This is a genomic window from Pseudomonas putida, assembly GCA_041071465.1.
In the GTDB taxonomy this organism is placed as follows: Bacteria; Pseudomonadota; Gammaproteobacteria; order Pseudomonadales; family Pseudomonadaceae; genus Aquipseudomonas; species Aquipseudomonas putida_P.
In genome coordinates this window covers 3,541,277-3,564,211 of sequence record CP163498.1, presented here as the reverse complement: position 1 = coordinate 3,564,211, position 22,935 = coordinate 3,541,277, and the positions used below count along the sequence as shown (strand labels likewise).

General features: G+C 64.0%; 23 protein-coding genes. 6 read left to right on the top strand and 17 right to left on the bottom strand.

Translation table 11 applies throughout. From position 1 onward, the window contains the following. Positions 1-16: 16 nt before the first annotated feature. Both AB5975_16475 and AB5975_16470 read left to right on the top strand, forming a co-directional pair. Positions 17-1,195 carry an MFS transporter gene (locus AB5975_16475; GenBank protein ID XDR18278.1) on the top strand — a complete coding sequence of 393 codons (1,179 nt, stop codon included), beginning with the start codon at positions 17-19 and terminating at the stop codon, positions 1,193-1,195. 125 nt (positions 1,196-1,320) lie between these two features. After that, positions 1,321-4,800: a NahK/ErcS family hybrid sensor histidine kinase/response regulator gene (locus AB5975_16470; protein XDR18277.1), complete on the top strand. Its 3,480-nt coding sequence runs from the start codon at positions 1,321-1,323 to the stop codon at positions 4,798-4,800. Here the strand turns inward: AB5975_16470 and rmuC are convergent. Then, positions 4,772-6,145, bottom strand: a complete 1,374-nt coding sequence (rmuC, locus tag AB5975_16465; protein XDR22983.1) for a DNA recombination protein RmuC — start codon at positions 6,143-6,145, stop codon at positions 4,772-4,774. The two genes, AB5975_16470 and rmuC, sit on opposite strands and share 29 nt — an antisense overlap. 205 nt (positions 6,146-6,350) lie before the next feature. Further along, a complete protein-coding gene (locus AB5975_16460) occupies positions 6,351-6,770 on the bottom strand; it encodes a tetratricopeptide repeat protein (protein ID XDR18276.1) in 420 nt (139 codons plus the stop codon). Between the two features lie 949 nt (positions 6,771-7,719). Here AB5975_16460 and AB5975_16455 point away from each other — a divergent pair. The 3 genes from AB5975_16455 to AB5975_16445 all read left to right on the top strand — a co-directional run bounded on the left by AB5975_16455 (position 7,720) and on the right by AB5975_16445 (position 10,089). Continuing rightward, complete coding sequence (locus AB5975_16455; protein ID XDR18275.1) at positions 7,720-7,944, top strand: hypothetical protein; 225 nt, start codon at positions 7,720-7,722, stop codon at positions 7,942-7,944. 249 nt (positions 7,945-8,193) lie between these two features. Next, positions 8,194-8,676, top strand: coding sequence for a hypothetical protein (locus tag AB5975_16450; protein XDR18274.1), 483 nt, complete (start codon positions 8,194-8,196; stop codon positions 8,674-8,676). Between the two features lie 147 nt (positions 8,677-8,823). Continuing rightward, on the top strand, positions 8,824-10,089 hold the full coding sequence (locus tag AB5975_16445; GenBank protein XDR18273.1) for an OmpP1/FadL family transporter: 1,266 nt from the start codon (positions 8,824-8,826) through the stop codon (positions 10,087-10,089). Between the two features lie 42 nt (positions 10,090-10,131). Here the strand turns inward: AB5975_16445 and AB5975_16440 are convergent, their stop codons facing one another. Continuing rightward, a complete protein-coding gene (locus AB5975_16440) occupies positions 10,132-11,061 on the bottom strand; it encodes a LysR family transcriptional regulator (protein XDR18272.1) in 930 nt (309 codons plus the stop codon). Between the two features lie 114 nt (positions 11,062-11,175). On the opposite strand from AB5975_16440, the gene AB5975_16435 reads away from it, so the two are divergent. Next, positions 11,176-11,436 (top strand): DUF2798 domain-containing protein, encoded by a 261-nt coding sequence (locus tag AB5975_16435; GenBank protein XDR18271.1) that lies wholly within the window; start codon positions 11,176-11,178, stop codon positions 11,434-11,436. A gap of 228 nt (positions 11,437-11,664) precedes the next feature. On the opposite strand, the gene AB5975_16430 is transcribed toward AB5975_16435, so the two are convergent. The 14 genes from AB5975_16430 to cobO all read right to left on the bottom strand — a co-directional run bounded on the left by AB5975_16430 (position 11,665) and on the right by cobO (position 22,876). Then, positions 11,665-12,216 carry a glutathione peroxidase gene (locus tag AB5975_16430; GenBank protein XDR18270.1) on the bottom strand — a complete coding sequence of 184 codons (552 nt, stop codon included), beginning with the start codon at positions 12,214-12,216 and terminating at the stop codon, positions 11,665-11,667. 46 nt (positions 12,217-12,262) lie between these two features. Continuing rightward, positions 12,263-12,385, bottom strand: a complete 123-nt coding sequence (locus tag AB5975_16425) for a hypothetical protein (GenBank protein ID XDR18269.1) — start codon at positions 12,383-12,385, stop codon at positions 12,263-12,265. After that, the gene (locus AB5975_16420) at positions 12,382-13,575 is read right to left on the bottom strand and encodes an MFS transporter (protein XDR22982.1); all 1,194 of its coding nucleotides are present in this window, start codon (positions 13,573-13,575) and stop codon (positions 12,382-12,384) included. The genes AB5975_16425 and AB5975_16420 overlap by 4 nt, the downstream gene beginning before the upstream one ends. Positions 13,576-13,648: 73 nt before the next feature. Then, positions 13,649-14,053 (bottom strand): MarR family winged helix-turn-helix transcriptional regulator, encoded by a 405-nt coding sequence (locus AB5975_16415; protein ID XDR18268.1) that lies wholly within the window; start codon positions 14,051-14,053, stop codon positions 13,649-13,651. 69 nt (positions 14,054-14,122) lie between these two features. Beyond that, entirely contained in the window at positions 14,123-14,845 is a 723-nt protein-coding gene (locus tag AB5975_16410) for an adenosylcobinamide-GDP ribazoletransferase (GenBank protein XDR18267.1), read from the bottom strand. Between the two features lies 1 nt (position 14,846). After that, on the bottom strand, positions 14,847-15,413 hold the full coding sequence (gene cobC / locus AB5975_16405; GenBank protein ID XDR18266.1) for an alpha-ribazole phosphatase family protein: 567 nt from the start codon (positions 15,411-15,413) through the stop codon (positions 14,847-14,849). Then, a complete protein-coding gene (cobT, locus tag AB5975_16400; GenBank protein ID XDR18265.1) occupies positions 15,410-16,465 on the bottom strand; it encodes a nicotinate-nucleotide--dimethylbenzimidazole phosphoribosyltransferase in 1,056 nt (351 codons plus the stop codon). Before cobT ends, cobC begins: the two co-directional genes overlap by 4 nt. Further along, positions 16,462-16,983, bottom strand: coding sequence for a bifunctional adenosylcobinamide kinase/adenosylcobinamide-phosphate guanylyltransferase (gene cobU, locus AB5975_16395; GenBank protein XDR18264.1), 522 nt, complete (start codon positions 16,981-16,983; stop codon positions 16,462-16,464). The genes cobT and cobU overlap by 4 nt, the downstream gene beginning before the upstream one ends. A 1-nt stretch (position 16,984) precedes the next feature. Further along, a complete protein-coding gene (locus tag AB5975_16390) occupies positions 16,985-18,439 on the bottom strand; it encodes a cobyric acid synthase (GenBank protein ID XDR18263.1) in 1,455 nt (484 codons plus the stop codon). After that, complete coding sequence (gene cobD / locus AB5975_16385) at positions 18,436-19,428, bottom strand: threonine-phosphate decarboxylase CobD (protein ID XDR18262.1); 993 nt, start codon at positions 19,426-19,428, stop codon at positions 18,436-18,438. The genes AB5975_16390 and cobD overlap by 4 nt, the downstream gene beginning before the upstream one ends. Continuing rightward, complete coding sequence (gene cbiB, locus AB5975_16380; protein XDR18261.1) at positions 19,421-20,329, bottom strand: adenosylcobinamide-phosphate synthase CbiB; 909 nt, start codon at positions 20,327-20,329, stop codon at positions 19,421-19,423. Before cbiB ends, cobD begins: the two co-directional genes overlap by 8 nt. Continuing rightward, positions 20,326-20,976 carry a 5,6-dimethylbenzimidazole synthase gene (gene bluB, locus AB5975_16375; protein ID XDR18260.1) on the bottom strand — a complete coding sequence of 217 codons (651 nt, stop codon included), beginning with the start codon at positions 20,974-20,976 and terminating at the stop codon, positions 20,326-20,328. Before bluB ends, cbiB begins: the two co-directional genes overlap by 4 nt. Beyond that, positions 20,973-22,268 carry a cobyrinate a,c-diamide synthase gene (locus AB5975_16370; protein XDR18259.1) on the bottom strand — a complete coding sequence of 432 codons (1,296 nt, stop codon included), beginning with the start codon at positions 22,266-22,268 and terminating at the stop codon, positions 20,973-20,975. The genes bluB and AB5975_16370 overlap by 4 nt, the downstream gene beginning before the upstream one ends. Then, positions 22,265-22,876, bottom strand: a complete 612-nt coding sequence (cobO, locus tag AB5975_16365; protein ID XDR18258.1) for a cob(I)yrinic acid a,c-diamide adenosyltransferase — start codon at positions 22,874-22,876, stop codon at positions 22,265-22,267. The genes AB5975_16370 and cobO overlap by 4 nt, the downstream gene beginning before the upstream one ends. Between the last annotated feature and the right edge of the window lie 59 nt (positions 22,877-22,935).

Here is a 22,935-nt window from a genome sequence, read left to right as displayed (position 1 = left end):
CAACAAGGACGTGGCAATGCTCGCCGCCATCAAACGCTACCCGCACACCGTACGCCTGCTGCTGCTCACCACCTTCAGCCTAACCGTCGCCCGCGCCCTCACCCTGCCCTACCTGGTGGTGTACCTGGCCGACAACTTTCAGCTGCCGATCAGCCAGATCGGCCTGCTGATCGGCGGCGCGCTGATCATTGCCTCGCTGCTGAGCCTGTATGGCGGCCATCTGGTCGACACCTTGCGCAACCACACGCTGGTCAGCGCCAGCACACTGCTGTTCGCCCTGGCCTTCATCGGCGCGGTCGCCAGCCGTTCGGCGCTGTTGTTCTTCTTGTGCCTGGTGCTGATCAACCTGGCCCTGGCAGTGGTCGACATCGCCGCCAAGGCGGGCTTCTGCGCGTTGCTGCCGGTGGAGGAGCGGGCCGAGGTGTTCGCCATCAAGTACACCCTCAGCAACGTCGGCTACGCCGCCGGCCCGCTGTTGGGCGTGGCCATGCTGGAGCTGAACGACCATATGCCGTTCATCGCCTCTGCCGTGCTTGGCCTGGTCATGTGCGTGGCTTACTGGCGCCTTGGCGACCGCAGCCTGCAGGCCAGCGCACCCGAAAAGCCTGCGGCCGGCTTCGGCCAGGTGGCGCTGGGGCTGGCGCGTGATCGCCGGCTGGTGTGCTTCACCCTGGGCGGGGTGCTCAGCGCGGTGGTGTTCGGCCAGTTCACCGCCTACCTGTCCCAGTACCTGGTGGTAACCAGCAGCCCGGCCGAAGCGGCGCGCCTGGTCGGCTACCTGGTGACCACCAACGCGGTGACGGTGATTGCCCTGCAGTACCTGATTGGGCGCCGCATCAGCCGCCAGCGCCTGATGCCCTGGCTGCTGGCCGGCATGGGCCTGTTCATTGCCGGGCTGCTGGGTTTCGCGCTGGCCGGCTCGGTACTGGCCTGGTGCCTGGCGATGCTGGTGTTCACCCTGGGCGAGATCATCGTGATCCCGGCCGAGTACATGTTCATCGACCTGATCGCACCGGAACACTTGCGCGGGGTGTATTACGGTGCGCAGAACCTGTCCAACCTGGGGGCGGCGCTGGGGCCGGTGATGGTGGGGTTCGCCCTGGTGCATCTGTGGCCGGGGGCGATCTTCTACCTGCTGGTGTTGTCGGTGATACTGGCGGGCGTGTTTTATGGGATGGGCACCCGAAAAGATTGATGTTTTGTTTCAGATCAATCACGCGCAAGCTCAGGCCTACAACCATCGTCTGCGCTGACGAAGCGGCACCTGCGTGCCAGACTGATTGATCGGGACCGCGTTACCTTTTTTGCTTCGGAGTCTTCATGTCGTTGTCCAGCGGGCTGATCGCCGTGGTCGCCCTGGCCTATATGGCCATCATGTTCGCCATCGCCTTCTATGGCGACCGCCGCAGCACGCCGTTGCCGCCGAAGCTGCGTGCCTGGGTGTACAGCCTGTCGCTGGCCGTGTACTGCACCAGCTGGACCTTCTTCGGCGCCGTCGGCCAGGCCGCCGAACAGCTCTGGGCGTTCCTGCCCATCTACCTGGGTCCGGTGCTGCTGCTGATCTTCGCGCCTTGGGTGCTGCAGAAGATGGTGCTGATCAGCAAACAGCAGAACATCACCTCGATCGCCGACTTCATCGCCGCGCGCTATGGCAAGTCGCAGACACTGGCGGTGGTGGTGGCGCTGATCTGCCTGATCGGCGTGCTGCCGTACATCGCCTTGCAGCTCAAGGGCATCGTGCTGGGCGTGAACCTGCTGATCGGCGCCAACGCTGATGCAACCGGTACCCGCGTGCAGGACACCGCGCTGGTGGTGTCGCTGGTGCTGGCACTGTTCGCCATCGTGTTCGGCACCCGCAGCCTGGACGTGACCGAACACCACCGTGGCATGGTCCTGGCGATTGCCTTCGAATCGCTGATCAAGCTGCTGGCCTTCCTCGCCGTCGGTATCTTCGTGGTCTTCAACCTGTATGACGGTTTCGACGACCTGTTCAGCCAGGCCCGCCAGTCGATCCACCTGCAGGACTATTGGCAGGAGACCATCAACTGGCCGTCGATGGTGGTGCAAACCGCCGTGGCGATGATGGCGATCATCTGCCTGCCACGGCAATTCCATGTGACCGTGGTGGAGAACATCGAACCCCAGGACATGCGCCTGGCGCGCTGGGTCTTCCCAATGTACCTGGCACTGGCCGCGCTGTTCGTGGTGCCGATTGCCCTGGCCGGGCAGATGCTGCTGCCAGGCACGGTGATTTCCGACTCGTTCGTCATCAGCCTGCCACTGGCCGAGGCGCACCCAAGCCTGGCCCTGCTGGCGTTCATCGGCGGCGCCTCGGCGGCCACCGGCATGGTCATCGTCGAGGCCGTGGCGTTATCGACCATGGTGTCCAACGACATGCTGCTGCCCTGGCTGCTGCGGCGCAACAACGCCGAGCGGCCGTTCGAAGCGTTCCGCCACTGGATGCTTTCGGTACGCCGGGTGACCATCGTGGTGATCCTGCTGCTGGCCTATGTCAGCTATCGCCTGCTGGGCTCTACCGCCAGCCTGGCGACCATCGGCCAGATCGCCTTTGCCGCCGTGACTCAGCTCACCCCAGCCATGCTCGGCGCGCTGTACTGGAAGCAGGCCAACCGCCGTGGCGTGTTCGCCGGCCTGGCCGCTGGCATTTTCCTGTGGTTCTACACCTTGGTGCTGCCAATCGCCGCGCACAGCCTGGGCTGGTCGCTGCAGCTGTTCCCAGGGTTGGCGTGGCTGCACGGCAACCCGCTGAACCTGCCGATCAGCCCGCTGACCCAGGGCGTGGTGCTGTCACTGGCGGGCAACTTCACCCTGTTCGCCTGGGTGTCGGTGCTGTCGCGCACGCGGGTTTCCGAACACTGGCAGGCCGGCCGCTTCATCGGCCAGCAAACCAGCGCCCGGCCCAGCAGCAAGCCGCTGCTGGCGGTGCAGATCGACGACTTGCTGACCCTGGCCTCGCGCTTTGTCGGTGAGGAGCGCGCGCGGCAGAGCTTCATCCGTTTCGCCTACCGCCAGGGCAAGGGCTTCAACCCCAACCAGAACGCCGACGGTGACTGGATCGAGCACACCGAACGGTTGCTGGCCGGGGTGCTCGGCACCTCGTCGACCCGCGCTGTGGTCAAGGCCGCCATCGAAGGCCGCGACATGCAACTGGAAGACGTGGTGCGCATCGCCGACGAAGCCAGCGAGGTGCTGCAGTTCAACCGCGCCTTGCTGCAAGGCGCCATCGAGAACATCAACCAGGGCATCAGCGTGGTCGACCAGAACCTGCATCTGGTGGCCTGGAACCGTCGCTATCTGGAGCTGTTCAACTACCCCGACGGGCTGATCAGCGTCGGCCGGCCTATTGCCGACATCATCCGCTACAACGCCGAACGTGGCCTGTGCGGTCCGGGCGAGGCCCAGGTGCATGTGGCGCGTCGTCTGCACTGGATGCGCCAGGGCCGCGCGCACTCCTCCGAGCGGCTGTTCCCCAATGGCCGCGTGATCGAACTGATCGGCAACCCGATGCCCGGCGGCGGCTTTGTCATGAGTTTCACCGACATCACCCCGTTCCGCGAGGCCGAACAGGCCCTGCGCGATGCCAACGAAGGCCTTGAGCAACGGGTGGCGGAGCGCACCCACGAGCTGTCACAACTGAACCAGGCACTGTCCGAAGCCAAGAGCCAGGCCGAAGCGGTAAGCAAGTCCAAGACCCGCTTCCTGGCGGCGGTCAGCCATGACCTGATGCAGCCACTGAACGCCGCCAGGCTGTTCTCCGCCGCCTTGTCGCAGCAGGCCGAGGGCATGAATGAAGAAGCCCAGCAACTGGTGCAGCACATGGACAGCTCGCTGCGCTCGGCCGAAGAGCTGATCAGCGACCTGCTGGACATCTCACGCCTGGAGAATGGCAAGATCACCCCGGATGCCAAGCCGTTCGCCCTCAACGAACTGTTCGACACCTTGGGGGCCGAATTCAAATTGCTGGCGGCGGAAAAAGGCCTGGAGTTCCGCCTGCGCGGCAGCCGCCTGCGGGTGGACAGCGACATGAAACTGCTGCGCCGGGTGCTGCAGAACTTCCTCACCAATGCCCTGCGCTACGGCAAGAGCCCAATCCTGCTGGGCGCGCGCCGACAGGGCGAGCGCCTGTGGCTGGAGGTATGGGACCGCGGCCCGGGCATTGCCGACGACAAGCTGCAGGTGATCTTCCAGGAGTTCAAGCGCCTGGACAGCCACCAGACCCGCGCCGAGAAGGGCCTGGGCCTGGGCCTGGCGATCGCCGACGGCCTGTGCCGGGTGCTGGGGCACCCGCTGGAAGTGCGCTCATGGCCGGGCAAGGGCACGGTGTTCCGCGTCAGCGTGCCGATTGCCCGCCAGGCCGCCCCGGTGCCAAGTGCCCCGGTGGAGCAACAAGGCGGCCAGCCACTGGCCGGGCTGCAAGTGCTGTGCGTGGACAACGAAGACAGCATCCTGATTGGCATGAACAGCCTGCTCAGCCGGTGGGGTTGCCAGGTATGGACCGCGCGTAACCAAGCTGAATGCGAAGCCCTGCTGGCCAAAGGCATGCGCCCGCACCTGGCGCTGGTGGACTACCACCTGGATGACGGTGAAACCGGCACCGGGCTGATGGGCTGGCTACGGGCGCGCCTGGGTGAACCGGTGCCCGGTGTGGTGATCAGTGCCGACGGCAGCAAGGAAACCATCGCCCTGGTGCATGCATCGGGCCTGGATTACCTGGCCAAGCCGGTGAAGCCAGCAGCCCTGCGCGCCATGCTCAATCGCCATCTGAGCCTGGTTCAGTAACCGCCTCGTCAGGCAGTGCCTCGTCGGACAGCGCCCGCTCCAGCAGGTCTGCCGGCAGGCTCTTGCTGGCCCGGGCGCCCAGCAACTTCAGCTGTTCGCTGCGGCTGACCAGGTTGCCACGCCCTTCGCACAGTTTATTGCGGGCGGCGGCATAGGCCTTGTCCACCTGCTGCAGGCGGTTGCCCAATTCGTCCAGGTCCTGGATGAACAGCACGAACTTGTCGTACAGCCAACCGGCGCGCTCGGCGATCTCGCGGGCGTTCTGGCCCTGGCGTTCCTGCTTCCACAAGCTGTCGATCACCCGCAGGGTGGCGAGCAACGTGGTGGGGCTGACGATCACGATCTGCCGGTCGAAGGCTTCCTGGAACAAGTTCGGCTCGGCCTGCAGGGCTGCCGAGAAGGCCGCCTCGATGGGTACGAACAGCAGCACGAAATCCAGGCTGTGCAGGCCTTCGAGGCGGTTGTAGTCCTTGCTCGACAACCCTTTGACGTGGCTGCGCAGCGACTGCACGTGCTGTTTGAGCGCGGCCTCGTCATTGCCGGCAACGAACTGCTGGTACGCGGTAAGGCTGACCTTGGCGTCCACCACCACCTGCTTGTCGCCAGGCAGCATGATCAGCACATCGGGCTGGAAGCGCTCGCCATCGGCGCTCTTGAGGCTGACCTGGGTCTGGTATTCACGGCCTTTTTCCAGGCCAGCATGCTCCAGCACCCGCTCGAGGATCAGCTCGCCCCAGTTACCCTGGGTTTTCTGGCCCTTCAGGGCTTGCGTGAGGTTGGTGGCTTCGTCGGAGAGGCGCAAGTTGAGCTGTTGCAGTCGTTCCAGCTCCTTGCCCAGCGAGAAGCGCTCGCGGGCTTCTTGCTGGTAGCTTTCCTCCACGCGTTTTTCGAAGGACTGGATACGCTCCTTGAGCGGGTCGAGCAACTGCCCGAGGTGCTGCTGGCTGGTCTGGGCGAAGCGCTGCTCGCGCTCGTCGAAAATTTTGGTGGCCATGTCGGCGAACTGGGCGCGCAGCGTGTCACGGGCCTCCTGCAGGTCTTCCAGACGCTGCTGGTGGCTTTCCTGCTGCTCACGCAGTTCGGCCTCAAGGCGGGCGGTTTGCGCTTCCAGCCGGCGCAGTTCGGCTTCACGGTTGGCACGTTCAAGGTGCCAGGCGTGAGCTGCGTCACGGGCGTTGTCGCGGTCTATCTGCAGCAGCTCAAGCTCGCGGCCCTGGGCGGCCAGCTGGGTCTGCTTGACGGTGTTCGCTTCGCTGAGGTCGCTGACTTCGTCGCGGCTGGCGTCCAATTGCGCCTGCAAGCCGGCCTGAGCCAGTTGGGCGGCGTTCAGACGCTCTTCGAGCAAAGCCTGCTCACCTTGCCGCGCGCCCTGGCGGCGCTGCACCTGCATGACCCACCCCAGGCAGGGTAAAGCGCCTGCCACCAAGCCCAGCAGAATGCTGGCCAGATCCACTGTCATGCTTACCCCGAAAGATCCTGGACGATTGATGCGCAGCTTATCAGCCTGAGCACTGTGTTGCCTGTGCGGGCCTGTTCGGGGTCAGCACACCTCAGCCAGGAAACCACTGCCGCAACAGCCGCCGCGCTTCCTGCGACCCCTGCCCTGCCGCAAGCTCCAGCCAATAGCGCGCCTGCTCAGGCTCGTTATGCTGGCACTGCCGCGCGTACTCCAATTGCGCCCGCCGATCCCCTGCACGGGCGGCCTGGCGCAGCAGCTCATGGCCAATGCGCCGGTCGCGGGCGTTGCCACAATCGCGGCACAGCATCTGCCCCAAGCGGCTTTGCGCCACCACCACGCCCTGGCGCGCTGGCTGCTTCAACAGGCGCCCGGCCAGATGCTTGACCTGGGGCTTGTCGCCCAGGCGCGGGCTGTCGAGCAGCCACAAGGCCACTTTCAGGGAAAAGCGTTTGGCGGGAGGCGCAGGTGTCGATGCAGCGGGGCTGGCGAGGTGTTTACCGCGGAACTTCATGAGCAACAGGTTTGGCAACTCGAAAGGCGCGCCACTCTACTCTTTTTTTTTCACCCTGACCTGTCGATTTCTGGAGGATTGAAAAAAAATTTCAATGATCTTTTCTTGACGTTTTCAGGAGGGTGACCACCCGGTCTGTCGGGGCATGTCGATTGTCGGACAGTTCCTTCTATTGCTGGCACGCCCGTGCTAGAGCAAGCGCCCGGGACAATCCACAGTTCCTGTGGATAACTCGGTGGACAACCCTCTCCTATTCCCCGCAAACCCCCGTAAATTGGGGGCTTTGCTCAAACTGACGATTTTTTCACCAGCTAAAAATAGTGTTTTTTTTCATTGACTTAACCATGCAGTCAAGTCATTGGCGAGGTTCTCGAAGCCTGTTGCCAGGCTGTTACAGAGGATGCCCCGAATGTGAACAAGTGCACCATAACCCTCCAATTGAGTGCACGAAAAGGGCACATCGGCCCGCATACGGGCCATTTGCCCCCTCTTCACAGCAGCGAGAATTCGCGCCATACTGCGCGGCTCACCTGAACAAACGTAGTGCTTGCTATACCTGTGCACTTGCGGTAAGGTGCGCCTCGTTAGTACCAAGCTGAAAGTCAATTCTGGCCACAAGCGTCCTTGCAGAACCGCTCCCCCAAGAGCGACCCTGCTGAAACCAGGACCGGCCCATTCAATGATTCTGTCGCCAGCCTTGCGCTGTTCAAGCACGAATCACATGACAGATTGATCAGGATCCCACCCCGACGGCCTAGAACCTTGGCCCCGGCGTGCTGCCTGCCTTCCGAAGTACCTACCAGTCAGCCCAAGCGCCCACATTTGATTGCGCCCCCTCTGGCTGCCCTGTTCCAGTCAGGTTCGTTCGTCCCTTAATAAAGGCGTCACTGGAACGTTTCTATCATGCACGGATCATATCCCCGTGTTTAAAGCAGGAACCTCCAACAATATGCAAACTCATCATCAAATTCAGGCTGCCATTGGCACCCTCTCCCAGGCCTTCTCGCCGTTGAAGTGCCTTATCGTTGCCCCACGCAAGGGCAGCTTCAGCTTTACCCTGGTAGACGAACACGGCGTTGCCTGCCACACCGAGCGCCTGTACCCCGAACAGTACAGCCGCAATGAACCGCTGCAGGCAGTGATCGCCCGGACTCGCCAGTCGCTCACCGCGTGAGCGGCGAATACCGCGTCATTCAAGCGCTGAATCATCGAGTCGCAAGCCTGCCTGAACGTTCTTGGCGTAATTGCCTTAGGGCATATAGCGTGGAACGTCAGGCAGCAATCGATTTAAAAACAGCTCTTTACACCACGATTATCACACTACACTTCAACTCGAGCGGTGCTTGCCGCTTCCGGCGGGCCTGATCATTCACCAGCTGCCAAGCTCCAGCGCCCGTCCGGCCCTTACCTGCTCGAGGGCATCATGGGTATCGCGGCGAATGAATTGTGTCTGTATGTGATCCGACCCACCCTGGTCTACCTGAACCGTCACTGCGCCAGCGCCGAAGCCTTGCTGCTGGGCATCGCCGCCAGCCAGTCGGCACTCGGCTCAGCCTTGCATGACCGGCGCGGCCACGGCCTCTACCGTATTGGCGAACATCGTCACCAGGCGCTCTGGGACGATTATCTAGCCCGTGACCCCGACCTCGCCAGCCTGATCCGCGGCCTGGCCAGCCAACACGCCTTCCTGGGTGGCCCGCACTTGGAGCTCACCGTCAACCTGCGCTATTCCACTGCGATTGCCTGGATGCTCATCGAAGAGCAGGCCACCCCACTCCCTGCCGCTGACGACTTGCTTGCACTGGCGCGGATCTGGCGCCAAATTTTCAACCCTCAAGGCCGCCTGCGCGACTTCACCCATGCCTGGCATGCCTGCATAGATCAGAAATTGCCACAGGCATCTTGAGACACGTCCTACAACTGAACCGGAAAAAAGGGAATTTTGGTCGGATTGTCCTACAAAACCGCTCTAACTCCTGCGATTGAGCCTATAGCGCGGCGCGTGATTTGTTGGTAGCTTTTCGCCCCGGAGATCCCAAGGAGTTTTCTAATAATGAAAAAAGTAATGCTCAAAACCTCCCTCGGCGTTGCCGTTGCTCTTGCATCCAGCCAACTGCTCGCCAGCGGCTTTGCGCTCAACGAACAGAGCATCAGCAGCATGGGGACAGGTTTCGCGGGACGTTCTTCTTCTGCCGATGATGCCAGCACCGTGTTTGGCAACCCTGCAGGCATGTCCCGCCTCAAACGCGAACAATTCACCGTGGGCGGCGCTGCCGTCATCGCCAAGTCCGATATCTCGGGCCCGGGCAGCAACCTCGGGGGGGAAACCGATGGTGACATGGTGCCTTTCGTTGGCGTACCCATGGGTTACTACGTCAAGCCAATCGATGACCACTGGAGCGTCGGCTTCGGTGTCTATGTACCCTTCGGCCTGGTAACCGACTACGGCAGCGATGATGCCGCACGTTACTGGGGCAAGAAGAGCCACGTCGAGGTAGTCACCTTCCAGCCGACCGTCAGCTACGCCTTCAACGACAAGGTATCTATCGGTTTCGGTCCTACCATCAACCGCATCAAGGGTGAGCTGGGCTCGAGCCTGATCAACCCGTTCACCCCAGGCCGCAACGACGGCGAAGTAAAGATCAAGGGTGACGATACCGCCGTTGGCTACAACATCGGCGTTCTGGTACAGGCCACCGACCGTACCCGCGTCGGCCTGACCTATCACTCGATGGTGGACTACAAGCTCGAGGGCAAGACCCGCGTCAGCACCCCGCTGATCGGGCCATTCAACGGCAACAAGTTCGACGCCAGCTTGAAGATCAAAACGCCTGAGTCCGTCGACCTCTCGGTTACCCATGAGCTGGACGACCAGTGGACCCTGTACGCAGGTAGCACCTGGACGCGCTGGAGCCGCCTGAAAGACATCACCGTGCAGAACGATGTCCCCGCACCGCTGGCAGGCTCGGCGTTCCAGACCATTACCGAGGAACAGAACTGGCATGACACCTGGGCTCACGCCATTGGTGCATCGTACAAGGTCAACAAGGAGTGGGTGCTGCGCACCGGCTTCACCGTCGACCAGTCGCCAACCAACAACCACGACCGCTCGCCACGCATCCCGACTGGCGACCGTAAAGTGTTCAGCGTGGGTGCTGGCTGGAGCCCGAGCGACGACATGACCATCGACGTTGCCTACTCCTACCTGTGGGAGGAGGACACCAAGGTCAACCAGGTCAGCGCGACCAAGGGCAGCTACCAGGCCAAGTACGAGAACAGCGCTCACGGTATCGGTGCATCCCTCACCTACCGCTTCTGATTCGTACGCGTCACATGAAAAACCGCCCTCGTGGCGGTTTTTTCATGCCTGCACCTGACAGCGAGCCCCCAGACAGTCGCGCAGGTAGTCCATGAACACCCGCACTTTGGTGGTCATGGCAAAGCGGTCGGCCAGGCACAGGTAGATATCCATCGGCTCGGTCTGGGCATAGGCCTGGCCGCTGTCGCTGAATTCGAAAAGCGGTACGAGCGCACCGGAGGCGAGGTGAGGCCGGACAATGAACTCGGCCAGGCGGGCGATGCCACCATCATGCAGTGCCATTTGGGTCAGGGCATCGATATCGTCACTGATCAATACGCTGCCGAACTCCGCGTCAAAACGCAGCCCGTCGCGCACGAAGCCCCAGCGCAGAAACCGCCCATCCACCGGGTAGCGAAACACCAGACACCGGTGAGTGAGCAATGACTCGGGCGTAGCGGGTACACCTGCGCTGTGCAGGTATCCGGGTGAGGCACAGCAAATGAACGGGATGCGGGCAATGTGCCGGGCCAGCAGTTGGTCTTCCAGTTGCGGGGCAATGCGCAGGCTTACGTCGATGTCTTCACGGGCATGGTTTACCCGGCGATCAGTCGTTATCAACTCTATCGAAAGTAGGGGATATCGGGCACTGAATGCGGGTATCAGCGGCGCCAGCACGTGTCGGCCAAAGGCGGACGTCGAGGCGATGCACAGCCGCCCCTGGGGCTCGCTGTCTGGGGTTGTAACCGCCTGTTCGGCCAAGGCCAGGTCACGGTCGATGTGCTTCACGCGCTCGTAATACTGGGTGCCTGCAGGCGTCAAGGCCATGCTGCGTGTGGTGCGGCTGAGCAGGCGTACCCGCAGGTGGCCTTCGAGTCGCGCCAGGTTCTGGCTGACGGCTGCCGGGCTAAGGCCGAGATTACGCGCACCAGCGGCGATGCTGCCAGCCTCGACCACCTTGATGAAACAGCGGATGGCGTTGAGCAGGTCCATGAAACGCTCTTTGATTCGTAAGAATTTCTTTATAAAGAACTCAATAGCGCGGGTCTACAGTTACGTGCCGGAGCATTGCTAACCTGCGCCTCCATTCAACTTTCAGGAGTTCGCATGAGCAACCTGTCCCAGTCGCGCAGCCGACGCAAATTGCACCCGGTCGCCACGCCCTATGTTTTCGCGTTCTACATGTCATCGATCATGGCGCTGTTGATGTGCTTCGTGATCACCGCGGCTAATGCCGGGGTGACACCGGAGTATCTGGGCAATGTGCTCAAGGCTTATCAGTTGGCGATGCCAGTAGCGTTTTTGTGTGTGCTGGTGGTCAGGCCGGTGGTGGTGCGATTGGTGGCGATAACGGTGCACGCACAGTAACCCACCCAACCACGGCCCGGCTCTTGATCTTGATCTTCGCGACTTCAGGAGGCCGAACGCAGGCCTTGCGGAGGGAGGTGACGGGCATGGATGCCCGTCAAGCGCTGGGCCGGATGAGGGGAGCGCAGCGTTTTTTGGTGGGCCTGCCCCGTGACAACAGACGCCAAGAAGCGATACCTACATCGCTATCTTGGAGGTTGTCATGTACCCAACCACCACGCACTTCAGCTACGGCTGTGAAGCGATGGCCTTTTCGATGGCTGCACGGAACGCAGGATCATCCGGTTTGGTCAGGCTGGAGAAGTTACCAATCACCTTCCCCTTACGATCGACAACATACTTGTAGAAATTCCACTTCGGCGCACTGCTCTGGCTGGCCAGCTCCGCAAACAGCGGTATCGCATCCTTGCCCCGCACAGCTTGCGTCTTGGTCATGGTGAAGGTAACGCCATAGTTGGCATAGCAAACCTTGGCGGTCTTTTCGCTATCGGCGTCTTCCTGCTTGAAGTCATTGGACGGCACGCCCAGCATTTCCAGGCCCTGCCCGTGATATTCCTTGTACGTCGCCTCAAGCCCCTCGAATTGCGGGGCAAAACCGCAATAGCTGGCGGTGTTCACCACCACCAGCGGCTTGCCGGCAAAGCGCTCGCACAGCTCGACCTGCCCCTTGCCGCGCAACTCTGGCAGGCTACCCTGCAACAATGCCGGGCAATCGGCAGCCCAGCTTGATGTGCTGGCAAGCAGGGCCAGCACCGGCACCGTCAACCAATGTGCACGCATGACTCGTTTCTCCCGCATGACAATCCTTGAGCTTGCAGGGTAGCGCCTAACAAACACTCATGCCCAGTTGCATCAGCGCCATCCCACCTTGATGCCAGCCCCACCACACCAGTGCCAGCAGCAGCAGGGCGGCGATGGCCAGCAGCCCACGGGCCAGGTAGCGGTTCATGCGGCCTGGGCCTGCAGGCGGGCGACCGGGCGTTCGCGCACCGGCCAGTTGAGGGCTGCGGCCAGCAGGCTGAGCAGGATGGAAATCTGCCAAACCAGGTCGTAGCTGCTGGTGCGGTCATACACCACCCCACCCAACCAGCCGCCCAAGAACGCACCTAACTGGTGGAACAAGAACACGATACCGCCGAGCATGGACAGGTTACGCACCCCGAATACCGTGGCCACGGTGCCATTGGTCAGCGGCACCGTGGACAGCCACAACAGGCCCATGGCGATGCCGAACAGGTAAGCACTGAACTCGCTTACCGGCGCCCACAGGAATAGCACGATCACCACCGCTCGCAGCAGGTACAGCCCGGTCAGCAGGCGCGGCTTGGACATGCGCCCGCCCAACCAGCCAGCAGTGAAGGTTCCGACGATATTGAACAGGCCAACCAACGCCAGCACCGTGGTACCGGTGGTCGCAGCCAGGTGCTGATCAACCAGGTAGGCCGGCAGGTGCACCCCGATGAACACCACCTGGAAGCCGCAAACGAAGAAGCCCAGTGCCAGCAACCAGAACCCAGGATGGGAACATGCTTCGCGCAGCGCCTGGCCCAGGGTCTGCTCGGCACCATGGCTGGGCAACGGGCGGTCGCGCAGCAGGCCGACGAAGGGCACGATAAACGCCACCATCAGGCCCAGCACCAGCAAGGCTGCGGACCACCCCAGCCACTGGATCAGGCCGAGGGTGCCCGGCAGCATGGCGAACTGGCCAAACGAACCGGCGGCGCTGGCAATGCCCATGGCCATGCTGCGCTTCTCTGCCGGTACGGCACGCCCGACCACGCCGAGGATGACCGAAAACGATGTGCCAGACAGGCCGATGCCAATCAGCAAGCCGGCACTGAGCGACAACGACCAGGCGGAGTCGGCCATGCCCATGAAGACCAAGCCGATGGCGTAGAGAATGCCACCGATGATCACCACCCGCGCTGCGCCCATACGGTCGGCCAAGGCACCGGCGAATGGTTGCGCCAGCCCCCAGACCAGGTTCTGCAAGGCAATGGCAAAGGCGAACACCTCCCGCCCCCAACCAAAATCGGCGCTCATCGGCGCCAGGAACAAACCAAAGCCGTGCCGCACACCCAGGGACAGCGCCAGGATCAAGGCCGCCCCCACCAATACCCACCCGCTGGTTCGCCACACCGAAGTCATTGTCGTTTTCTCCAGCACATCGCAAGGTTTTTGCGGGTATATACCCGCTTATAGTCGTATCAATTCACGCCAGTTGGTCCAGCAAACGCACCAGTTCATCCCGCGGCCCTTCGCCCAACCGCTCCACCAGCTTGATCTGGGCTTGTTCCCAGGCCGGATACGCAGCACGCAGCAGCTGCGTACCGGCCTCGGTCAACAGCACCACACGGTTACGCTGGTCGTCGCCATCAGCCAGGGCCACCAGCCCTTCCGCCTCCAGCACCCGCAGGTTGCGGCCTAGGGTACTGCGCTCCAGGCCCATGGCCTCGGCCAAGGTGGTGATACTGGGGCGGTCGAGCCGTTGCAGGTGTCTCAGCAAGGAAAACTGCGCAACATTGACCCCGAAGCCGGAGAGGGCCTCGTCGTAATGCCGGCTCACCCCACGGGCGGCACGACGCAGATGGGTACAGATGCATTCACTGGTCAGCATGGATACGTGTATATACCCGCACCTTAGATGTTGCAAGAAATTTCATATCTGCGTAGGCCTGAAAAGACTTCAGAGGCCCAAGGCCAACCCCAGCACCACCGCCAATTCGAGTAACTCGAGCAGCGCGCCGGCAGTATCCCCAGTGGCCCCACCCAGCCGTCGGTACATCAGATGTCGCAGCCAGGCAAACACCGCCACCGCCAGCAGCACTACCCATCCGCCCAAGAGCAGGCAGAAAAGCGCACAACACAGCAACACCCACCCGGCAGCACGCCGGGGCAGATGTTCGGCCAGCGCCTGCCCCAACCCACCGGGGCGCACATACGGCGTGCAAAGGAACAACCCCAACATTGCCGTTCGCCCGATCAACGGCGCCAGCAGCAATTGCGCCCCGACACCCTGCTCGACCAGCACCCATAAGGCGCAAAACTTCAACAACAGCACCAGCACCAGGGTGACCACGGCAATCGGCCCGCTGCGCGGGTCCTTCATGATCTGCAGGGTGCGTTCACGGTCGCCGAAGCCACCCAACCAGGCGTCTGCGCTGTCCGCCAGGCCATCCAGGTGCAAGGCGCCACTGAGCAGCACCCACGCTGTCAGCAGCAACGCCGCATGCAGCGGCGCCGGTGTACCTTGCAGCAGATGGCTGGCCAACCACAACAGCAGCCCGAACAATAGCCCGACCAGCGGGTAGTACAGCAGCGAACGCCCCACCTCACGCGCTGCCGGCATGCCCGGCAAGCTCACCGGCAGGCTGCTGAGAAACTGCAAGGCGATCAAGAAAGGCAGCATCTCAGCGGGCCTCGACCAACTGCCCGTCAACACCCGGCACCAGGCGCATCAACGCGCCATGCCCGACTTCGACCTGCAGCAATTGTTCCCTCGGCAAACCCCGGGCACGCGCCAGCAACAACCGCATTACCCCGCCATGGGTGACCAACAGCACGCGCTTGCCGGCATGTTGAAGGTGCAAACGCTCGACAGCTGCCAGCACCCGTTCGGCAAACGCCTCGACCGGCTCGCCGTTGGGCGGTGTGAAGGCGTAAGGGTCCGCCCAGAACCGCCCAAGCGCGTCGGCCTGGTGCTCCATGATCTGCGCGGCGCTACGCCCCTCCCAATCGCCGAAATGCAGCTCTTGCAGGGCAGGCTCACGCTGCACCGGCACGTTCAACCGCGCGCCCAGCTCATCGGCGAACCGCGCACAGCGCTGCAGCGGCGAGCTGACCAAAACCTGCCACGGGCCGGCCTCGGCCACGGCACTGCGCATTTGCGCCCACCCCTTGTCGGTCAGGGCATCGTCAAGGCTGCCGCGCAGGCCGCCCTGTTCCGTTTCACCATGGCGCAGCAGGTCGAGGATCATGCCGGGCGGTCCGCCACCGCGGCCTCGGCAAAGGTCGCCATTTGCCCATGCAGCGCACAGGCCAGGCGCAGCAGCGGCACCGCCAGGGCAGCACCACTGCCCTCGCCCAGGCGCAGGCCCAGGGCCAGCAACGGCTCGGCCTGCAGCGCAGCCAGCAAGGCCTTGTGCCCAGGCTCGGCACCCTGGTGGGCGAACAGCAGCCAGGCCCGGCACTGCGGGTTAAGATGCACTGCCACCAACGCGGCGACACTGCAGATGAAACCATCCACCAGCACCGCAACACCCGCCTGCGCGCAGCCGATGTAGGCGCCAGCCAACGCCGCTATCTCGAATCCGCCAACACAGCCCAGCGCCTGCAACGGGTTTTCAGCACGCAGGCCGTGCAGGCGCAGCGCCCGCTCGATGACCTCGGCCTTGTGCCGCACGCCGGCATTGTCCAGCCCAGTGCCTGGGCCGCTCAGCTGTGCCGCCGGGCAGCTCAGCAGGACGCTGGCCAGGGCTGCGGCGGCCGTGGTGTTGCCGATGCCCATCTCGCCACCGATGAACAGCTGAGCACCCTGTTCAGCGGCGCGCAGGGCGCTGTCGCGGCCGGCCTGCAAGGCTGCTTGCAACTGGTTCTCGGTCATCGCGGGCTGGCAGGCAAAGTTGGCGGTGCCGGCGCCCAGGCGCAGATGGCGCACACCGGGCAGCTCCAACTGCGCGTCGATGGTGCCCAGGTCGACCACTTCCAGGCTGGCTTGCAGTTGCCGCGCCAGTACACTGATCGCCGCACCGCCGCCGACGAAGTTACGCAGCATCTGCCCGGTCACCGCCTGCGGGTAGGCCGAGATGCCTTCTTCGACCACCCCGTGGTCGCCGGCAAAAATGGTAATTGCGACCTGATCCAGGATCGGCCGCTCACACCCTTGCAGGCCTGCCAACTGGATAGCCAAGCCCTCCAGCTGGCCGAGTGAGCCGGCAGGTTTGGTCAGTTGCTGCTGACGGGCGTGGGCCTGGTCCATGGCATCGTTGTCGAGGGGATGGCAGGCGTCACGCCACCAGGCTTGGGTCATAGTGCAGGTCCTTTGAGCATTAGGGGCAGGCCGGCCACCGTCAGCACCACGCGCTGACAGCGTTCGGCCACGGCTTGGTGCAGCCAGCCGGCCAGGTCGACATAGCGCCGGGTCAGCTCGCCCATGGGCACGACGCCCAGGCCGGTTTCGTTACTGACCAGGACAAGGGTGCCAGGCAACTGCTCCAGGCAGGCCAGCAGGGCATCACGCTCCTCGGCCAGGCGCTGGTCGTCTTCCAGCATCAGCAGGTTGGTCAACCACAGGGTCAGGCAATCCACCAGCAGGCATCGCCCTTCGGCCGCTTCGGCGCGCAGCACCGCGGCCAAGGCCAGGGGTTCTTCGATCAGCCCCCAGTCATCGGGGCGGCGCTGGCGATGCAGCAACACGCGTTCGTTCATTTCACCATCCAGCGGTTGGCTGGTGGCGATGTAGGTCACTGGCAGGCCACTGGCGCTGGCCAGCTGTTCGGCCAGCCGGCTCTTGCCGGACCGGGCGCCGCCGAGGATCAGGTTGCGCATGTCAGGCCACCCCGCACAGTTGGCGCAGCAGCGCGGTGTCCAGGTGCTTTTCCACCAGGTCGGCCAGGCGCTCGATGTCGCGTTCGCGCAACGCTTCGTAGTCGATCGCCTGCACATCCTCCAGCCCGGCCCAGCGCAGCAGCGCGGCACACGACTGGCTGCCTTCGAACAAACCGTGCAGGTAGGTGGCGAGGATCTGGCCATCCGCGCTGACAGCGCCATCACAGCGGCCATCGGCCAGTTGCACGGCAGGTCGCTCAAGGGCTGGACCCGAGGTGACCCCGGCATGAATTTCATAACCGGCAACCGCTGCAGCTTCAAGGTTCAGTGTGCCGGCAACGTTGCGCAGTTGCTTCTCGGCTTCAAGCACCGTGGCATAGTCAAGCAAGCCGAGCCCCTGGCTTGAGCCGGCGGCCCCTTCCAGCCCCAGTGGGTCATGCACTTGGCGCCCGAGCATCTGCAAGCCACCGCAGATACCGATCAGCTTGCCACCATAGCGCAGGTGCCGCTCGATGGCCTTGTCCCAACCGCGCTCGCGCAGCTGTGCCAGGTCACCGCGCACACTCTTGGAGCCCGGCAGGATGATCAGGTCGGCAGCCGGAATCGGCTGGCCTGGGCCGATGAACTGCAGGTCTACCTGCGGGTGCAGGCGCAGCGGGTCGAAGTCGGTGTGGTTGCTGATGCGCGGCAGTACCGGCACGATCACCTTGAGTACACGCGCGAGCTTGGCGCCCTGGCGCACATCGATACCGTCTTCGGCTTCCAGATGCAGGTCGGTGACGTAGGGCAGTACGCCCAGTACCGGCTTGCCGGTGCGTTGCTCCAGCCAGTCCAGCCCCGGTTGCAGCAAGGCGATATCGCCACGGAAGCGGTTGATCACAAAACCTTTGACCCGCGCCTGCTCACTGGGCGACAGCAATTCCAGCGTGCCCACAAGATGGGCGAACACACCGCCACGGTTGATGTCGGCGACCAGGATCACCGGGCAGTCCACCGCTTCGGCAAAACCCATGTTGGCGATGTCGCCGGCACGCAAGTTGATCTCTGCCGGCGAGCCTGCGCCCTCGACCATGACCACCGGGTACGCGGCGCTCAGGCGCTGGTGCGATGCCAGCACTGCCTGCATGGCCGTGGCCTTGTAGTCGTGGTAGGCCACTGCATTCATGCTGGTGACTGCGCGGCCATGAATGATCACCTGGGCACCGGTATCGCTATTGGGCTTGAGCAATACAGGGTTCATGTCGGTATGGGGTGCCAGCCGGCAAGCCTGAGCTTGCACTGCTTGAGCACGGCCGATTTCACCGCCATCGGCGGTCACTGCGCTATTGAGCGCCATGTTCTGCGGCTTGAAGGGCACCACACCGACACCCTGGCGCAGCAGCCAGCGGCACAGCGCGGTCACCAGCGTGCTCTTGCCGGCATCGGAGGTGGTGCCTTGCACCATGAGAGTGGTCATGCCGTTTCCTTTTGATAAGCCGCCAGGGCCTGGGCCAGGCGCTGTTCGTCCGCCGCGCAAGCCGGCAGCCCCAGGCGCACCGCCGCTGGTTGTTCGAACAGGCGCACCAGAATGCCGCGACGGGCGAGAAAGTCGTGCAGTTGTGCCGCATGCTCGCTGCGCACGTACTGGAACAGGTCGCAGCCACCGCTGGGCACCAGGCCGGCACTGCACAATATTGCCGCAAGCCGCTGGCTGGCGGCAGCACAGCGCTCGGTCTGCTGGCGCTGGGCGGCTTGGTCAGCCAGGCTAGCCTGGGCCAGCACCCGGGTCGGGCCGTTGACGGTCCACGGGCCGAGCAACTCGGCCAGGCGTAGCAGCAGGCTGTGCTCAGCCACGACAAAGCCCAGGCGCACCCCGGCCAGGCCGAAGAACTTGCCGAACGAGCGCAGCACGATCAGGCCCGGCCGTTCGGCGCAATCCACCACGCTGTCTGCCGGGGTGTTGTCCATGAAGGCTTCGTCGACCAGCAGCCAGCCACCACGAGCAGCCAGGCGAGCATGCCAAGCCAGCAGGCGTTCGCGCGATACCCGGCGGCCGGTCGGGTTGTTGGGGTTGACCAACACCAGCACATCGAGGCTGTCGAGCGTCGCCTCGACCTGCGCTTCATCCAGCTCAAGCAGTTGGTGGCCCGCCCGTTGCCAGGCATACGGGTGCTCGGCATAGCACGGCGTCAGCACGCCTACCCGGCCCGCTGTGCGCAGCAGCGGCAAGGCCTGGATCGCGGCCTGCGAGCCGGCTACCGGCAGCAGCTGGCGGGTGCCGTAAAACGCGCGCGCGGCGTCTTCCAGGCCGTCCTCGGTCTCCGGCAGGCGGGCCCAGGCATCGACGGGAATCGACGGAATCGGGAACGGCCAGGGCGCAATGCCACTGGACAAGTCGAGCCACTGCTCACGGGCGATACCGTATTGCCGCACCGCGCGCAGCAGGCGACCACCGTGTTCAAGCATTGATATAAGCCCCCAGGCAGATCACCAGCAGCCACAGCCACACACCGCGCTGCACCAGGCCCCAGCCGCGTTCGATGGCGTCGGCATCGGCCATCGGCCCCTCGCCCAGGCGTGGGCGCTCATGCAGCTCGCCGTGGTACACCGCCGGGCCACCCAACTCCACGCCCAACGCACCGGCACCGGCAGCCATCACCGGGCCGGCATTGGGGCTGTCCCACAGCGGGCCTTGCTTGCGCCAGCAGGCCAGGGCCAGGCGGGTCTTGCCCAGTAGCGCGTAGGTCAGCGCCACCAGCCTTGCGGGTACATAGTTGAGCACATCGTCGATGCGCGCCGCGCACCAGCCAAAACGTTCGAAGCGTTCATTGCGGTAGCCCCACATGGCATCCAGCGTATTGCTCAAGCGGTACAGCACCACACCCGGCGCACCCGCCACCACAAACCAGAACAACGCGGCGAACACCGCGTCGCTGCCGTTCTCCAGCACTGACTCGGTGGCTGCTCGAGCTACCGCCGGCTCGTCCAGTTCGCGGGTTTCGCGGCTGACCAGGTAACCGACCCGGCGCCTCGCCTCTTCCAGGTCGCCCTGGCGCAAGGCGTTGGCCACCGGCAGTACATGCTCGCCCAGGCTGCGCAGCCCCACGGCGCAATACAGCGCCAGCACGTCCACCAGCCAGCCGATGTACGGCAGCCACGACAGCACCAGTGCCACCAACGTCAGCGGCACCACCGCCAGAAACCAAGCACTTACGCCGTGGCTGCGCCAGCCACGTCCGCCGGCATTCAGGCGACGCTCAAGGTTACTGGCCATATTGCCGAAGGCCACCAAAGGGTGGCGCCGCTGCGGTTCGCCCAGCAAGGCGTCCAGGGCAACCCCAGCCACGGTCAGCAAGGCCACGCTCATTGACGCTCTCCCCATTGGTTTTCGTAAAGCATTTCACTCAAGGGCCGCTCTTGGGCCCAGTTTTCCTGCACCAGCATGGGCACCGGGTAGAACTCGGTGACCGGCCCCAGGCACAACACCGCAACGGGCTTGGCCCCGGCCGGCATGCCCAGCAACGCTGCCAGCGCAAGCGGGTCGAACAGCGACACCCAGCCCATCCCCAGTCCTTCGCCACGCGCAGCCAGCCATAGGTTCTGGATGGCACAGGCCAGCGAGGCCAGGTCCATTTCCGGCAGGGTACGGCGGCCGAAAATGTGCGGCTCGCGGTTGTCCATCAAGGCTGCCACCAGCAGCTCGGCACAGTCGTTGATGCCTTCTACCTTCAGTTTCATGAAGTCATCGGCTCGCTCGCCCAATGCCTCAGCCGTGCGTACACGCTCCGCTTCTACCAAGGCCTGGATGCGGCTGCGCAGGTCTCGCTGGGTAATCCGGATGAAGCGCCACGGCTGCATGAGCCCGACACTGGGCGCCTGGTGCGCGGCGGCAAGCAAGCGGGCAAGCAGCTCCGGCGCCACCTGGCCACCGGCAAAATGGCGCATGTCGCGGCGCTCACCGATGGCCCGGTAGATCGCGGCGCGTTCAGCGTCGCTGTAAGCGTGTTCGCTCATGGCCGCAACAGCGCCGCCGCCGCATCGGGGTTGGACGGGAAGTAGAAGTGCACGTAGGAAGCGGTCAACCGACCCAGGCGATACACCGCTTCGTTGCCCCGCCCGCCGTTGGGGCTCAGGCCACGAGCGATCGGTTCCAGCGCAGTGCTGGTCAGCGAGTGGTGATAGGTGTGCCCGCGCAAGGTACCCTCCGGCAGTTCCACCGCCTGCAGCGCCAGGGCCGCCAGGCGCTTCTGCATGGTCGCCTCACCCGGCAGCAGCCCCAGCAGCTCGGCACGTTCGCCTGCCACGTCAGTCAGGGCATCGAGCAGGTACAGCATGCCGCCGCACTCGGCCAGCAACGGCTTGCCCTGCGCATGATGGGCGCGAATCGCTGCGCACATCGGTGCGTTTGCGGCCAATGCGTGGTGATGCAGTTCGGGGTAGCCGCCCGGCAGGTACAGGCTGTCTACCGGTGGCAGCTCGCGGTCGTGCAGCGGCGAGAAAAACGCCAGCTGTGCGCCAAGGTTGCGCAGCAGGTCGAGGTTGGCGCCATAGGTGAAGGCAAACGCCTCGTCCCGCGCCACACCAATGCGTACACCTGCCAACGAGGTAGAGCAGGCCTGCGGTTCGGGCTCGGCAAAGGTTACCGGCGGCGGCAAAGCCGCGTCGCAACTGGCGCCCAGCGCCTCGGCAGCAGCATCCAGGCGGGCCTCCAGATCATTCAGCTCGCTGGCCTGCACCAGCCCCAGGTGGCGGCTAGGCAGCTCGATGCCACGCTCGCGGGACAAGCCGCCATACCAGCGCAACCCTTGGGTCAGGCTGCCTTCCAGCAGTTGCGCATGGCGCAGGCTGCCCACCCGGTTGGCCAGCACGCCGGCGAACGGCAGGTCGGCCTGATAGCGCGCCAGGCCCAGAGCCAGGGCGCCGAATGTCTGAGCCATGGCCGTGCCGTCGATCACCGCCAGCACCGGTACGCCGAAATGGCGGGCCAGGTCGGCGCTGGACGGGGTGCCGTCGAACAGCCCCATCACCCCTTCGATCAGGATCAGGTCGGCCTCGCCGGCAGCGTCCCACAACAGGCGACGGCTTTCATCTGCACCGATCATCCACAGGTCCAGCTGGTACACCGGCGCGCCACTGGCCCGCTCGAGAATCATCGGGTCCAGAAAGTCGGGCCCGCACTTGAACACCCGCACCTTACGCCCGAGGTTACGGTGCAAGCGTGCCAGAGCAGCAGTGACAGTGGTCTTGCCCTGGCCAGAGGCTGGTGCCGCGATCAGCACGGCGGGGCAGTGGCGCGATCGACTCACAGCTCGACGCCCTTCTGTGCGCGGATACCGGCCTGGAAAGCGTGCTTGAGCATGCCCATCTCGGTCACGGTGTCGGCCAGTTCGATCATTTCATCCTTGGCCGCACGGCCAGTGACGATCACATGCTGCATCGGCGGGCGGGCCTGAATGTCGGACAGCACCTGGTCCAGGTCGAGATAGCCATGCTTGAGGGCGATGTTGAGCTCATCCAGTACCACGAACTGCACACTTGGGTCTTGCAGCAACTGGCGCGACACCGCCCAGGCGGCTTCAGCGGCAGCAATGTCGCGCTGGCGGTCCTGGGTTTCCCAGGTAAAGCCTTCGCCCATGACGTGGTAGCGCACTTGCTCGGGGAAGCGGCGGAAGAACAGTTCTTCGCCGGTGCTGTTGCGGCCTTTGATGAACTGCACCACACCGCACTGCATGCCATGGCCCAGGGCGCGTGCGAGCATGCCGAAGGCCGAGCTGCTCTTGCCTTTGCCGTTGCCGGTCAGCACCAGCAGCAGGCCGCATTCGTTGGGGGAATTGGCGATGCGTTCGTCGATGACCGCCTTCTTGCGCTGCATGCGCGCCAGGTGGCGTTCGTCGCGTTCGGTGGATTCGCTCATGGGGTTCTCCGCTGGCTGGCACCACGGCAACGCGCGGCGGCAGGTAATAGGCAGGCAAA

What these genes read in the sequence shown, in the direction of transcription:
- cobO (XDR18258.1), bottom strand. Translation starts at nt 22,876, where the DNA reads ATGAGCGAATCCACCGAACGCGACGAACGCCACCTGGCGCGCATGCAG.
- cobD (XDR18262.1), bottom strand. Translation starts at nt 19,428, where the DNA reads ATGCTTGAACACGGTGGTCGCCTGCTGCGCGCGGTGCGGCAATACGGT.
- AB5975_16415 (XDR18268.1), bottom strand. Translation starts at nt 14,053, where the DNA reads ATGCTGACCAGTGAATGCATCTGTACCCATCTGCGTCGTGCCGCCCGT.
- cobT (XDR18265.1), bottom strand. Translation starts at nt 16,465, where the DNA reads ATGACCCAAGCCTGGTGGCGTGACGCCTGCCATCCCCTCGACAACGAT.
- bluB (XDR18260.1), bottom strand. Translation starts at nt 20,976, where the DNA reads ATGAGCGAACACGCTTACAGCGACGCTGAACGCGCCGCGATCTACCGG.
- AB5975_16410 (XDR18267.1), bottom strand. Translation starts at nt 14,845, where the DNA reads ATGCTGCCTTTCTTGATCGCCTTGCAGTTTCTCAGCAGCCTGCCGGTG.
- AB5975_16475 (XDR18278.1), top strand. Translation starts at nt 17, where the DNA reads ATGCTCGCCGCCATCAAACGCTACCCGCACACCGTACGCCTGCTGCTG.
- cbiB (XDR18261.1), bottom strand. Translation starts at nt 20,329, where the DNA reads ATGAGCGTGGCCTTGCTGACCGTGGCTGGGGTTGCCCTGGACGCCTTG.
- AB5975_16435 (XDR18271.1), top strand. Translation starts at nt 11,176, where the DNA reads ATGAGCAACCTGTCCCAGTCGCGCAGCCGACGCAAATTGCACCCGGTC.
- AB5975_16455 (XDR18275.1), top strand. Translation starts at nt 7,720, where the DNA reads ATGCAAACTCATCATCAAATTCAGGCTGCCATTGGCACCCTCTCCCAG.
- AB5975_16450 (XDR18274.1), top strand. Translation starts at nt 8,194, where the DNA reads ATGGGTATCGCGGCGAATGAATTGTGTCTGTATGTGATCCGACCCACC.
- AB5975_16470 (XDR18277.1), top strand. Translation starts at nt 1,321, where the DNA reads ATGTCGTTGTCCAGCGGGCTGATCGCCGTGGTCGCCCTGGCCTATATG.
- AB5975_16460 (XDR18276.1), bottom strand. Translation starts at nt 6,770, where the DNA reads ATGAAGTTCCGCGGTAAACACCTCGCCAGCCCCGCTGCATCGACACCT.
- AB5975_16445 (XDR18273.1), top strand. Translation starts at nt 8,824, where the DNA reads ATGAAAAAAGTAATGCTCAAAACCTCCCTCGGCGTTGCCGTTGCTCTT.
- cobU (XDR18264.1), bottom strand. Translation starts at nt 16,983, where the DNA reads ATGCGCAACCTGATCCTCGGCGGCGCCCGGTCCGGCAAGAGCCGGCTG.
- AB5975_16440 (XDR18272.1), bottom strand. Translation starts at nt 11,061, where the DNA reads ATGGACCTGCTCAACGCCATCCGCTGTTTCATCAAGGTGGTCGAGGCT.
- cobC (XDR18266.1), bottom strand. Translation starts at nt 15,413, where the DNA reads ATGATCCTCGACCTGCTGCGCCATGGTGAAACGGAACAGGGCGGCCTG.
- AB5975_16430 (XDR18270.1), bottom strand. Translation starts at nt 12,216, where the DNA reads ATGCGTGCACATTGGTTGACGGTGCCGGTGCTGGCCCTGCTTGCCAGC.
- AB5975_16390 (XDR18263.1), bottom strand. Translation starts at nt 18,439, where the DNA reads ATGACCACTCTCATGGTGCAAGGCACCACCTCCGATGCCGGCAAGAGC.
- AB5975_16425 (XDR18269.1), bottom strand. Translation starts at nt 12,385, where the DNA reads ATGAACCGCTACCTGGCCCGTGGGCTGCTGGCCATCGCCGCCCTGCTG.